At 66.3% G+C, this 11,900-nt stretch carries 12 protein-coding genes; 10 read left to right on the plus strand and 2 right to left on the minus strand.

What is annotated here, in order from left to right; translation table 11 throughout:
* Positions 1–100 precede the first annotated feature (100 nt).
* Positions 101–1,150 (plus strand): aldose epimerase family protein, encoded by a 1,050-nt coding sequence (locus ACCQ07_RS06655; RefSeq protein ID WP_011346786.1) that lies wholly within the window; start codon positions 101–103, stop codon positions 1,148–1,150.
* A gap of 264 nt (positions 1,151–1,414) precedes the next feature.
* On the opposite strand, the gene ACCQ07_RS06660 is transcribed toward ACCQ07_RS06655, so the two are convergent.
* On the minus strand, positions 1,415–2,206 hold the full coding sequence (locus ACCQ07_RS06660) for a cytochrome C assembly family protein (protein ID WP_008571117.1): 792 nt from the start codon (positions 2,204–2,206) through the stop codon (positions 1,415–1,417).
* 369 nt (positions 2,207–2,575) lie between these two features.
* On the opposite strand from ACCQ07_RS06660, the gene ffh reads away from it, so the two are divergent.
* The 7 genes from ffh to rplS all read left to right on the plus strand — a co-directional run bounded on the left by ffh (position 2,576) and on the right by rplS (position 8,286).
* Complete coding sequence (ffh, locus tag ACCQ07_RS06665; RefSeq protein ID WP_008571118.1) at positions 2,576–3,952, plus strand: signal recognition particle protein; 1,377 nt, start codon at positions 2,576–2,578, stop codon at positions 3,950–3,952.
* Positions 3,953–4,139: 187 nt separating this feature from the next.
* Positions 4,140–5,210 carry an NAD(P)H-dependent flavin oxidoreductase gene (locus ACCQ07_RS06670; protein WP_372165574.1) on the plus strand — a complete coding sequence of 357 codons (1,071 nt, stop codon included), beginning with the start codon at positions 4,140–4,142 and terminating at the stop codon, positions 5,208–5,210.
* A complete protein-coding gene (locus ACCQ07_RS06675; protein WP_008571120.1) occupies positions 5,201–5,998 on the plus strand; it encodes an aminotransferase class IV family protein in 798 nt (265 codons plus the stop codon). Before ACCQ07_RS06670 ends, ACCQ07_RS06675 begins: the two co-directional genes overlap by 10 nt.
* A 97-nt stretch (positions 5,999–6,095) precedes the next feature.
* The gene (gene rpsP, locus ACCQ07_RS06680) at positions 6,096–6,353 is read left to right on the plus strand and encodes a 30S ribosomal protein S16 (protein ID WP_003484223.1); all 258 of its coding nucleotides are present in this window, start codon (positions 6,096–6,098) and stop codon (positions 6,351–6,353) included.
* A gap of 43 nt (positions 6,354–6,396) precedes the next feature.
* The gene (gene rimM, locus ACCQ07_RS06685; RefSeq protein WP_008571121.1) at positions 6,397–6,909 is read left to right on the plus strand and encodes a ribosome maturation factor RimM; all 513 of its coding nucleotides are present in this window, start codon (positions 6,397–6,399) and stop codon (positions 6,907–6,909) included.
* Between the two features lie 65 nt (positions 6,910–6,974).
* The gene (gene trmD, locus ACCQ07_RS06690) at positions 6,975–7,733 is read left to right on the plus strand and encodes a tRNA (guanosine(37)-N1)-methyltransferase TrmD (RefSeq protein WP_014089658.1); all 759 of its coding nucleotides are present in this window, start codon (positions 6,975–6,977) and stop codon (positions 7,731–7,733) included.
* Positions 7,734–7,878: 145 nt separating this feature from the next.
* Positions 7,879–8,286 carry a 50S ribosomal protein L19 gene (rplS, locus tag ACCQ07_RS06695; protein ID WP_003484215.1) on the plus strand — a complete coding sequence of 136 codons (408 nt, stop codon included), beginning with the start codon at positions 7,879–7,881 and terminating at the stop codon, positions 8,284–8,286.
* Between the two features lie 267 nt (positions 8,287–8,553).
* Here rplS and ACCQ07_RS06700 read toward each other — a convergent pair whose 3' ends face one another.
* On the minus strand, positions 8,554–10,047 hold the full coding sequence (locus ACCQ07_RS06700; RefSeq protein WP_029818941.1) for an MATE family efflux transporter: 1,494 nt from the start codon (positions 10,045–10,047) through the stop codon (positions 8,554–8,556).
* A 379-nt stretch (positions 10,048–10,426) separates the two neighbouring features.
* Between ACCQ07_RS06700 and ACCQ07_RS06705 the strand changes: the two genes are divergently transcribed.
* Positions 10,427–11,122 (plus strand): helix-turn-helix transcriptional regulator, encoded by a 696-nt coding sequence (locus ACCQ07_RS06705; protein WP_372363921.1) that lies wholly within the window; start codon positions 10,427–10,429, stop codon positions 11,120–11,122.
* A 58-nt stretch (positions 11,123–11,180) separates the two neighbouring features.
* Positions 11,181–11,837 (plus strand): glutathione S-transferase family protein, encoded by a 657-nt coding sequence (locus ACCQ07_RS06710; protein WP_008571125.1) that lies wholly within the window; start codon positions 11,181–11,183, stop codon positions 11,835–11,837.
* Positions 11,838–11,900: the final 63 nt, after the last annotated feature.

The raw sequence follows: 11,900 nt of genomic DNA on the forward strand, positions 1-11,900 counted from the left end.
CCACTGCAATCGCCTCGCCGGCCAGGATGTGCGCGGCGGCATGGTCGGCAGCCATCGCATGCGGCTATGCTCGCGGGCTACCTCATCGGCAGGACGATCCATGCAGCGAGTGTTCGGGCAGTTGCCAGACGGTGTCGAAATCCATGCGCTCACGCTACGCAGCCAGGCTGGTCTGCAGGCGGAGGTGCTCACCTACGGCGGCATCCTGCATACGCTGCAGTTGACCACCGCACAGGGTGTCGTGCCGCTAGTGCTGAACCTGCCGGATCTAGCCGCCTATGCTGCCGATGGCGACAGCCTCAACATTCTGGTGGGCCGCTTCGGCAACCGCATCGCCGGTGCGCGTTACACCCTGGAGGGCGTCACCCACGTGCTGGCCGCCAATGAGGGGCGTAACCAGTTGCACGGCGGGCTGCGCGGTTTCGGGCGACGGGTGTGGAGCGTGCTGGAGCAGGCGCCGGACCAGGTGCTGCTGGGCTACGACTCACCCGATGGCGAAGAGGGCTACCCCGGCAATCTGCATGTGCGCGCGCACCTACAGCTTCACGGGCTGAGCCTGCAGCTGAACTTCCAAGCGCACTGCGATGCCGCGACTGCGTTGAACCTTACCCACCACCCGTATTTCAATCTGTCCGGCGACCCGCAGCTGCGGGCCGCAGCGCAGGTGCTGCGCGTGCCGGCCGATCGCTACCTGCCGGTGGATGCCGAGTCGATCCCCACGGGCGAGATCGCATCGGTGACCGGTACGCCATTCGATTTCCGCCAGCCTGCTGCGCTGGCCGACAACATTCAGCCGGCGCATCCCCAGATCATCCTCGGCAAGGGCTACGACCAGTGTCTGGTGCTGGCCGCCGACGCGGACTGCGTTGCCGAGCTGTACTCCCCGCACAGTGGCGTGGCGCTGCGCATCAGCAGCGATGCCCCGGCGGTGCAGGTGTACGAAGGCCAGCATCTGGACGCCCACCATCCCGGACTGGGCCGTGGCGTATGCCTGGAGCCGCAGGACTATCCGGACGCTCCCAACCACCCCAACTTCCCTTCGACCATCCTGCGGCCGGGTCAGACCTACCGCCGCAGTATCAGCTATCGCTTTGCCAAGGCGGGGCCGGACCAGCCCTGGGACGCCGTGCGCGCCGCGCTGGATGCGTGAGAGATTTCAGCGCTTGGGGGTTGGCTGAGCTGCGTCGTGCGGGCGCGACCCGGCACCGCTGATCGCAGTGCCCACTCTGAAGTTGCAAGACCTTCAGTTGCCGCAAGCCTGGGTTGCCAATGCTCTGGTGTGCCTGCCCGTAGCAGGCCGCAGAAGTTCGATCCATGCGCGCGGCCAGCGCACCGGCCAGGATGTGCAATCCAGGCGATCGCACTTCGCCGTGTTCGATTTCACATCAGAGACGCTGGGCTAGGCCAACCGCGCTCAACGCGGCCCCAGCACCAGCTCGATGACGAACTTGCTGCCGAAGAACGACAGCACCAGCAGCGCCATCGCGGTCAGCGTCCAGTGCACCGCCTTGGTGCCGCGCCAGCCATTGCGCCAGCGGCCGATCAGCAGCGCACCGAACACGATCCACGACAGGATGCTCAGCACGGTCTTTTGCAACAGCCGCTGCGCCAGGAAGTCCTGCACGAACAACAGGCCGGTCAGCAGGGTCAGGCTCAACAGCACAAAGCCCACCGTGATCGTGCGGAACAGCAGCGTTTCCAGCTCGGTCAGCGGTGGCAGTGCGCGCAGCCAGCTATGGAAATCGCGCCGCCGCAACGCGCGTTCCTGCAGCCACAGCATGATTGCCAGCAGCGCAGCGATGCCCAGCGTGGCGTAGGCCAGCAAGGCCAGCCACGCGTGCAATTCGAGTCGCCAGCCCAGATCCGAACTGGGCTCATGGCCGTAGGCGTGGTAGCTGGCCAGCAGGATCGCCGACAGCGGGAACACCACCACACCCACCGCCGCCATCCGCCCGCGGCCGCCGAACACCGCCGTCAGCGCAGCCATACCCAGCCCGCACAACGACAAGGCCGCGAAGAAGTGCATGTCCGGCCCGCCAGCGGTGCGCACGGCCACCAGCACGTGGTAACCGGCGTGCAAGGCCACTGCAGCCAATGCGGGCGCCAGCCAGTGCGCAGGCGATTGGTTGCCATCGCGCAACACCGCCCGGGTGAGCAGTGCCGTGGCAAGCAGATACAGGGCGAACGCGATGAGAACGATTGTCATCGTGGAAGTTTCGCATGGTGGGGCCGGGATTGGGGATTGGGGATTGGGGAATCGGGAATCGGGGAATCGGGGAATCGGGGAATCGGGGAATCGGGGAATCGGGGAAGCCTGGCAATGGGTCGCTTGGGTTTTGCTGGCCGGCAAGGGGGGCGGTACCTCGCATGAAGCGGGGGTGCGCCGGGTATGCAGTAGAGCGTCTATTACCGGCCTTGCTGCCGTTCTGCTCGTCGCAGTCCCGGTCCCGGCGGATTGCCCGCCGCGCGGTGCGGTCGAAGAGTTCCTTAAAAGGTCACGTTTCCGGGGCTGGGGCCGGCCGCCAGCCGGTGCCGCTATAATCGGCACCCGTTTCCCCTCCGCGGTCCTTTGCGCATGTTCGAGTCCCTTACCCAACGTCTCTCCGGCACCATGGAGCGCCTGCGCGGCCGCGGCCGCCTGACCGAGGAGAACATCCGCGAAGCCACCCGCGAAGTGCGCATCGCGCTGCTCGAGGCCGACGTGGCGCTGCCGGTGGTGCAGGCGCTGATCGAGCGCATCAAAGTGCGCGCAGTCGGTCAGGAAGTGCTCAAGTCGCTGACCCCGGGCCAGGCGCTGATCAAGGTGGTGCGCGACGAGCTCACCGCCGTCATGGGCGCGGCCGCCACCGACCTCAACCTCAACGTGCCGGCGCCGGCGATCGTGCTGATGGCCGGTCTGCAGGGCGCAGGCAAGACCACCACGGTCGGCAAGCTCGCCAAGCACCTGAAGGAAAAGCGCAAGAAGAAGGTCATGGTGGTCTCGGCCGACGTCTACCGCCCGGCCGCGATCGAGCAGCTCAAGACCCTGGCCGAACAGGTGGGCGTGCTGTTCTTCGCCTCCGACGCCTCGCAGAAGCCGGTGGACATCGTGCGCGCGGCCATCTCCGATGCGAAGAAGTCGTTCGTCGACGTGTTGCTGGTCGATACCGCCGGCCGCCTGGCGATCGATCAGGCGATGATGGACGAGATCAAGGCGCTGCACGCCGCGGTCAACCCCACCGAAACCCTGTTCGTGGTCGATGCGATGACCGGCCAGGACGCGGCCAACACCGCCAAGGCGTTCGGCGAGGCGCTGCCGCTGACCGGCGTGGTGCTGACCAAGACCGACGGCGACGCGCGCGGCGGCGCGGCACTGAGCGTGCGCTACATCACCGGCAAGCCGATCAAGTTCGTCGGTACCGGCGAAAAGACCGACGGCCTGGACGTGTTCCATCCCGATCGCGTCGCCAGCCGCATTCTGGACATGGGCGACGTGCTGTCGCTGGTGGAGCAGGTCGAGCACAGCGTCGATCAGGAAAAGGCCGCCAAACTGGCCGCCAAGGTCGCCAAGGGCAAGAAGTTCGACCTCAACGACATGAAGGAACAGCTCGAGCAGATGCAGAACATGGGCGGCATCCATGGGCTGATGGACAAGCTGCCGGGCATGGGCCAGATCCCGGACAACGTCAAGCAGCAGGTCACCGGCAAGGAAGTGCCGCGCATGATCGCCATCATCAATTCGATGACCAAGAAAGAGCGCCGCAACCCCGCGCTGCTCAACGGCTCGCGCCGCGCCCGCATCGCCCGCGGCTCGGGCATGCAGCCGGCCGACGTCAACAAGCTGATGAAGCAGTACCAGCAGATGGAAAAGATGATGGGCAAGCTGGCCGGCGGCGGCATGAAGGGCCTGATGCGCAACATGAAGGGCATGATGGGCGCCATGGGCGGCCGCGGCGGCATGCCGTTCCGCTGAGCAACCTGCGTACGCCGCGCTGCGAAGACATTCGCAGGCGCAGTGCGTGCATCTTGCGCTGGCCCTTGTGCTGGCGTGGCAGACCACTTCAAGGTAGACGGGCGCGGCAGGTGCCCGTGCCCGTGCCGGCATCAGCGTTTCTCCATCGCGGTTACCATGCGCAATCTCATGGTGTGCGAAGTGATTGATGACCAGGTTTTCCAACGTCGATGCCTTCCAGCAGCGCTTTGGGCTGCGCTTGCCGATCCTGCTCAGTCCCATGGCCGGCGCCTGCCCGGTGCCGTTGTCGGCGGCGGTTGCCAACGCCGGTGGCATGGGCGCGATGGGTGCGGTGTTATCGCAGCCGCACGACATCGTGGCGTGGATGGCGGCATTCCGTGCGGCCAGCGCAGGGCCTGCGCAGATCAATCTATGGATTCCCGACCCGGCACCTGCACGCGATGCGGCCACCGAGGCGCGGCTGCGCGCGTTTCTTGCGCAGTGGGGGCCACCGGTGGCGGAGACAGCGGGCGATGCGACACCTGCCGATTTCGATGCGCAATTGGATGCCTTGCTCGCTGCGCGGCCAGCAGTTGCCTCATCGATCATGGGTGTCTTTCGGCCCGATCAGGTGGAACGTCTCAAGAATGCCGGGATCGCCTGGTTCGCCTGCGCGACCACCTTGGACGAAGCCCTTGCGGCGCAGGCAGCAGGCGCCGATGCAGTGGTTGCGCAAGGGGCCGAGGCCGGGGGTCATCGCGGTGCGTTCGAGGCCGGCCGCGCAGCGCAGCAGATGACCGGGCTGTTGGCGCTGTTGCCGCGTCTGGTCGATCGTCTCGATGTCCCGGTCATCGCGGCCGGCGGCATCGCCGATGCGCGCGGCATCGCGGCAGCGCTGACCTTGGGCGCAAGCGCGGTACAGATCGGCACCGGCTTGCTACGCACGCCCGAAGCTGCATTGCCAAGCGCCTGGGCCGACGCGTTATCTCAGGCAGAGCCGGAGCACACCCAGCCAACCCGTGCATTCTCGGGCCGGTTGGGGCGCGCGCTGACCACAGCGTATGTCAGTGCAGCAAGCGCTGCAGACGCACCGCCACCCGCGCCGTACCCGGTGCAGCGCGGGCTCACCGCGCCGATGCGCCAGGCGGCCGCGCGCGATAACCGTCTGGATGCGATGCAGGCCTGGGCCGGCCAATCCGCCTGGATGGCGCCTGCACAGCCAGCTGCGCATGTCGTGACGCAGTGGTGGGAACAGGCGCAGGCGCTGTTGTGCCGTTGATCTTCTGCAATGGCATGGCCGCCACCGCGCAGCAGCTCAGTGCCGCGGCGTTGAACAATTACGGCCACTTCACCACGCTGCAGGTGCGCAACAACGCTGCGCTTGGGCTGGACCTGCATCTGCAACGGCTGCAGCACGACAGCGCAGCCCTGTTTGGTGCTGCCGTCGATATTGAGGCCATTCGCGCGCAGTTGCGGGCCGCATTGTCGGTCGCCGGCAGTGCCGATGCGAGCGTGCGCATCACGGTGTTTTCGCAGGATTTCGACCTGCGCGATCCAGCGCGCGTCGTTGCACTGGATGTGTTGATCGCGCTCTCGCCCGCTGCGCAGATGCCAGCAACTGCTGTGCGCGCGCAGCCGGCCTGCTACGTGCGCGAGCAGCCGCTGTTAAAGCACGTCGGCACCTTTGCGCTGCTGCAACTGCGCCGTCAGGCAATGCTTGCCGGGTTCGACGACGCGCTGCTGATCGATCCGCAAGGCCGGCTCGTGGAGGGGGCATTCTGGAATCTGGGCCTGTGGCAGCAGGGCAGGGTCGTGTGGCCACGGGGGCCGGCCTTGCCCGGCACCCGGCAGCGGCTGCTGCAGGCCGGGCTGCAAGCGATTGGCATCGAGCAGGACACGCGCCCCGTCACGCTGGACGAACTCCACGGATTCGATGGCGGCTTCAGCTGTAATGCGCGTGGGCAACAGGCGTTGGCGGCGGTCGGGTCTGTGCAGTGGCCGGACGCCGCCGCCCAGCTGGCAATTCTGGAGCAGGCCCTGCAAACCCAGGCCTGGCAAGCGATCTGAGCGGTTCAGGGGTGACTTGGCTTCGCCGCCGGAGCCCGCTATAATCGTCGGCTTACCGCGCCACTCTGGCGACTGGGCAACTCAGGAAAACAACACCATGGTCAAGATCCGACTGACCCGCGGCGGCGCCAAGAAGCGTCCGTTCTACCACATCATCGTGACCGACGTGCGCAGCGCGCGCGACGGCCGCAACATCGAGCGCCTGGGTTACTACAACCCGGTTGCCCAGGGCGCAGAGCCGCGCATCGTGCTGGACGTCGCACGCGTCGACCATTGGGTCGGCAACGGCGCGCAGCTGACCGACAAGGTGCGTAACCTGTATCGCGAAGCCAAGTCTCAGGCCGCTGCGGCCTGATCTTGAGGGCCGGGTGTCGCCACCTGGCCCAGAGTCGACGCAGATGAAGCAGACCGAGCGCCGCATCCTGTTAGGCAGGATTGTCGGCGCTTTTGGTGTCAAGGGTGAGCTGAAGCTCGAATCCTGGACCGAGCCACGAACCGCTATCTTCCGGTACCAGCCGTGGATCGTGCGCGCGCCATCCGGACAGGAGTCGGTGGTCAGCGGCGTGCGTGGGCGCGATCAGGGCAAGAATCTGATTGCGGTGTTCCCCGGCGTCACCGACCGTGACACGGTCGAAGCCATGCACGGGACTGAAATCTATGTCGCGCGCAGTGCGTTGCCGCCGCCCAAGCCCGACGAATATTACTGGGTGGACCTGGAAGAGTTGCAGGTGGAAACCGTCGAAGGCGTCAAGCTGGGCACGGTGTCGCACCTGTTCTCCACCGGCTCCAACGACGTGGTGGTAGTGCGTGGCGATCGCGAGCGGATGATTCCGTTCGTGTTCCCGGATTTCGTCAAGTCGGTCGACTTCGACGCCAACCTGATCGTGGTGGACTGGGATCCGGATTTCTGATCAAAGCGGTGCTTCGGCGCTGCGCTTGACTCTACCCATTCCCCAATTCGACTCCCGATTCTCCAGTGCGCATCGACGTCATCAGCCTGTTCCCCGAGTTCATCGCGCAATGCGCGGCGTTCGGCGTGGTCGGGCGTGCGCAGGAGCGCGGCTTGCTGGAATTGCAGGGCTGGAATCCGCGCGAGCATGCGCAGGGCAACTATCGCCGCGTGGACGACCGTCCGTTCGGTGGCGGGCCCGGCATGGTGATGCTGATCGAGCCGTTGCGGGCCTGCCTGGAGACGGTGCAGGCCGCAGATACGCGGCCAGCGCCCGTGATCTACCTCAGCCCGCAGGGGCGTCCGCTCACGCAGGCGCTCGCACGCGAGTTGGCGCAGTTGCCGCGCATGGTGTTGTTGTGCGGCCGCTATGAAGGCGTGGACGAGCGCTTTCTGGCGCAGGCGGTGGAGATGGAAATCTCCATCGGCGATTACGTATTGTCCGGCGGTGAATTGGGTGCAGCGGTTGTCGTGGACGTGGTGGCGCGGTTGCAGGACGGCGTATTGAACGATGCCGAATCTGCCGCCCAGGACAGTTTCGAAGGCCCGCAAGGCCTGCTCGATTGCCCCCATTACAGCCATCCGGCGACCCATGCATGGGGCGATGTGCCCGATGTATTGCGTTCGGGCAACCATGCGGCAATTGCGCGCTGGCGCCGGAAGCAATCGCTGGGCCGGACCTGGCTGCGCCGCCCGGACCTGCTCGACGAGGCGGGGCTGGAGAAGAACGATCGCCGTCTGCTGGACGAGTTTCGCCGCGAACTCGCCCCGGACGACGAGAAATAAAGGGCTCACCCCTAGCTCTTGCAAGATTGATTGGGGTACAATATGCGGCTTGCTGGCCAGCCTTGCGTCTGGCCCTCCTACGAACCTCGAGCAATCGCCGTGCGGCGACTGCCGGTCCAATATCACCAGACACGCGGTGCCCACCATGAGCAAACTCAACAAGACCATCCTGGCTGACTTCGAAGCCGCCCAGATCCAGCGCAAGCTGCCGGAATTCAACCAGGGCGACACCGTTGTGGTGAACGTCAAGGTGAAGGAAGGCAACCGCGAGCGCGTGCAGGCCTATGAGGGCGTGGTGATCGGGACCAAGAATGCCGGCCTGAACTCCTCCTTCACCGTGCGCAAGATCTCGCACGGCTTCGGCGTCGAGCGCGTGTTCCAGACCCACAGCGCCATCATCGACTCGGTCGAAGTGAAGCGTCGCGGTAAGGTGCGCGCCGGTAAGCTGTACTACCTGCGTGGTCTGGAAGGCAAGGCTGCCCGCATCAAGGAAGATCTGGCCGCCGCTGCGCAGGCCAAGGCCGCTCGCCAGGCTGCTGCCAAGGCCGAGTAAGCCACATTGGCGGGCCTGTCCCGCCACTGCCAAACAGCCGCCTTCGGGCGGCTGTTTGCGTTTGTGGGAATGGTTTTTGGGAATGCCTGTCCGGTTGCGGCATCCACGCATGATGCACACTGCGCCTTGCGGGAATTCTTCAGCAACCCCGTGTTCTCGATCGCGGGTGGTCGAGATACGGAGGCTGGCTACCCTGATCCCATGACGGTTCCAAGCGCATGCGCCCGGATGGCTGCGGACCCGGCGGTACGCCTGCCGCCAACGTAACTAACGCTGCGGTGTCCGCGGTACTTGCTGCGCGCCTGGTGCGTCGGTGAGCGGGGCCGGGTCGGCGACCGGTGAGGCCGGATGCGCGGGCACTTCCGCTGCAGCCGCAAGCTCCGACGGATGCGCGGGTGCGGTCAGCATGCGCGCCTTGCGCCAGCCGCCCCAGCGGTAATACGCCAGCGACAGCAGCATCGAACAGGCCGAACTGATCGGAAAGCTCCACCACACCGCATCGGCGCCCAGATGCGGCAACAGCGCGTTGGCCAACGGCACGCGCACGCCCCACAGCGAAAACGCCAGGATCAACAACGGCGGAATCACCGCACCGGTGGCGCGTACCACGCCCGAGACCACGAAGCTGACACCGAACAGCAGGAACGACCAGATCGCGATGTGGTTGAGGTGCCGCGCAACCTCCAGCGTGGCGCTGCCTTCGGGCAGGAACAGGGCCAGGGTCCAGCGATCGAACAGGATCAGCAGCACGATCAGCAGGCCCGTCATTAGGAAATTGGCGGCGATGCCGGTACGTGCGACCGCATCCACGCGTGGCCACAGGCCGGCGCCCACATTCTGCGCGGCCATCGACGAACAAGCGGCGCCCACCGCCATGGCCGGCATCTGCACATAGTTCCATAGCTGCAATCCTGCGCCGAATGCCGCAGCGGTTTCGGTGCCGAAGCCATTGACCAGCGACAACATGGCGATCATCGACAGCGAGATCATCACCATCTGCAGGCCCATCGGCACGCCTTTGACGATCAACGCGCGCAGGATGGCTGGGTCGATGCGAAACAGGCGCAAGTCGCTCCGGCCCAGCCACAAGACATGGCGTTTGTTGCGCAGATACACCAGCAACCCGGCCAGTGCGACGACCTGCGCGATCAACGTGGCCCAGGCCGCACCGGCAATGCCCAATGCCGGAAACGGGCCGATGCCGAACAACAGCAGCGGGTTGAACACGATATCCAGCAGCACCGACAGCAACAGGAAACGGAACGGCGTGCGCGCATCGCCGGTGCCGCGCAAGGCCGCCGACAGGAAGGCGAACAGATACAGCGTGGGCATCGCCAGGAAGATCACCCGCAGATAGTCTTCGGCCAGCGTTTGCGAGGCGGCGGGCGTGCCCATGGCGGTCAGCAGATGCGGCGCCAGGTACCAGCCGAGCACGGCAATCACGGCCGACAGCCCGCCGAAGAAGCTTGCGCTGGTGCCCATCACTTTGCGCGCTTGGGCGATATCGCGTGCGCCCATCGCCTGGCCGATCAGGATGGTCGAGGCCATGCCGATGCCGAACACCGAGCCGATCAGGAAGAACATGATGCTGTTGGCATTGGCCGCCGCGGTCAGCGCTTCTTCGCCGAGATAGCGACCGATCCAGATCGCGTTGATCGAGCCGTTGAGCGACTGGGCGATGTTGCCGGCCATGATCGGCAGCGCGAACAACAGCAGGTTCTTGCCGATCGGGCCTTCGGTCAGGACAGCGGATTTGGGCATCGCAGTCGTATCGTCGCGCAGAAGGTGCGCACACTAGCATTGCCTAGGTGAGCCCGGATGCAGCGCACGTGCGGCGAGGCGGCGTGGGCGCGCCGCTCGTGGAGCACGCTGCGCGTTTTGTCTGGCGGCGACATGCAAGTTGCCGCAGGCTTGCGCCCGCATAGGCAACGCGGCATGTGCAGCCTGGCGAGGATGGGAAGTGCGCGTCGGCTGGGGCGCAGCCAGGTCGGACGTGTTCGACAGCTGGCCTGCTGATGCGCCGATCGATCGCTGCATCGCGATTGGATTCCTATTGGTGCGCGCGTTCGTCTAAGACCCGAATGCAGGATCGCTGTGCGGCCCAAGGCAGCGAGGACGCAAAGCCCACTATGCTGTCGCGATGGTGATCCGTGCGACCCGTTTGCTGCATCTGCTCGACGCCCTGCGCGGACGGCGTCGGCCCGTGGCCGGTGCGCAGCTCGCCACTGCGCTGGGCGTCAGCCTGCGTACGCTGTATCGCGATATCGCCACCTTGCGCGCGCAGGGCGCCGACATCCTCGGCGATCCCGGCGTCGGCTATGTGTTGCGTCCAGGCTTCCTGCTGCCGGCACTGAATTTCACCGAGGACGAACTGGAGGCCTTGACCCTGGGCGCGCGCTGGGTGGCGCGCCAGGCCGATCCGGAACTGGCGCAGGCGGCGCAGCGTGCGGTAGCGCGCATCACCGCCACGCTGCCCGGCAATCTGCGCGCATCGATCGAGACCAGCGGGCTGCTGGTGCCTGCGGCCGATGCCGCGCAACCGCCCGCACCGTGGCTGCCGATCCTGCGTCGCGGCATCCGGCTCGAACACGTGCTGCGGATGGACTATGCCGATGCCGAAGGCGCTGCCTCGCAACGGCGGGTCTGGCCGTTCGCGATGGCCTTTCTTGGCGGCTACGGCATGGTCGCCGCGTGGTGCGAACTGCGCGGCGATTTCCGCCATTTCCGCGCCGACCGGGTGCTGGCCCTGGCCGACGATGGCGAACGCTATCCCTCGCGCCGGCATCTGCTGAGCAAGCGCTGGCGCGCGGCGACCGGCTACGGAGCCGACTGCTGACAGCACCTGTCAGCAGGGCAGGACCAGACTGCAGGCTGTCCACCAGGAAAGTCTGCCCATGTCCACCGAGATCGTGCTCTACACCCACCCGTTGTCACGCGGCCGTGTCGCCCGCTGGATGCTGGAGGAGACCGGCCTGCCGTACCAGACGGTCATCCTCGACTACGGCACCACGATGAAGGCGCCGGACTATATGGCGATCAACCCGATGGGCAAGGTGCCGGCGCTGCGCCATGGCGAGACGGTCGTCACCGAAAACGCGGCGATCTGTGCCTACCTGGCCGACCTGGTGCCGGAGCGGCATCTGGCGCCGCCGCCGGGATCGCCGGCGCGCGCCGATTATTACCGCTGGCTGTTTTTCCTGGCCGGCCCAGTGGAGGCGCTGCTGACCGCGAAGGAAAGCGGCGTGCTGGCACCGGCACGCAGCGCCGGCTACGGCCACGAAGCGGACCTTCTGCAGACCCTGGAACAGGCCATCGCGGGCCGCGAATACCTGGCCGGCGCGTGCTTCAGCGCGGCCGACCTGTACATGGCGGCGGTGGTGGGTTTCTACACGCGTACCGGCATGCTGGAGCCGCGGCCTGCGTTTACTGCCTTCGCGCAACGGCATGCCGCCCGACCTGCGGCACTGCGTGCCAACGCTGCCGACGATGCGTTGATTGCGGCGCATCCGAACCCGGACATGCCGCGCACCGTGGACACGACGAACACCTAGCGGCGGCGACGGTCCGCTGGCGGTGCTGCCCTGCGGTGCGGACCAGGCCGCACCTGGTTCTGC

This window comes from Xanthomonas sp. NCPPB 3583, from assembly GCF_041475715.2.
Taxonomy (GTDB): domain Bacteria; phylum Pseudomonadota; class Gammaproteobacteria; order Xanthomonadales; family Xanthomonadaceae; genus Xanthomonas; species Xanthomonas euvesicatoria.

Excerpts from the sequence above, each read along its gene's own strand:
- ACCQ07_RS06705 (WP_372363921.1), top strand. The coding sequence starts at position 10,427 with ATGGTGATCCGTGCGACCCGTTTGCTGCATCTGCTCGACGCCCTGCGC.
- ACCQ07_RS06700 (WP_029818941.1), bottom strand. The coding sequence starts at position 10,047 with ATGCCCAAATCCGCTGTCCTGACCGAAGGCCCGATCGGCAAGAACCTG.
- ffh (WP_008571118.1), top strand. The coding sequence starts at position 2,576 with ATGTTCGAGTCCCTTACCCAACGTCTCTCCGGCACCATGGAGCGCCTG.
- rpsP (WP_003484223.1), top strand. The coding sequence starts at position 6,096 with ATGGTCAAGATCCGACTGACCCGCGGCGGCGCCAAGAAGCGTCCGTTC.
- rimM (WP_008571121.1), top strand. The coding sequence starts at position 6,397 with ATGAAGCAGACCGAGCGCCGCATCCTGTTAGGCAGGATTGTCGGCGCT.
- ACCQ07_RS06655 (WP_011346786.1), top strand. The coding sequence starts at position 101 with ATGCAGCGAGTGTTCGGGCAGTTGCCAGACGGTGTCGAAATCCATGCG.
- ACCQ07_RS06660 (WP_008571117.1), bottom strand. The coding sequence starts at position 2,206 with ATGACAATCGTTCTCATCGCGTTCGCCCTGTATCTGCTTGCCACGGCA.
- ACCQ07_RS06710 (WP_008571125.1), top strand. The coding sequence starts at position 11,181 with ATGTCCACCGAGATCGTGCTCTACACCCACCCGTTGTCACGCGGCCGT.
- rplS (WP_003484215.1), top strand. The coding sequence starts at position 7,879 with ATGAGCAAACTCAACAAGACCATCCTGGCTGACTTCGAAGCCGCCCAG.
- ACCQ07_RS06670 (WP_372165574.1), top strand. The coding sequence starts at position 4,140 with ATGACCAGGTTTTCCAACGTCGATGCCTTCCAGCAGCGCTTTGGGCTG.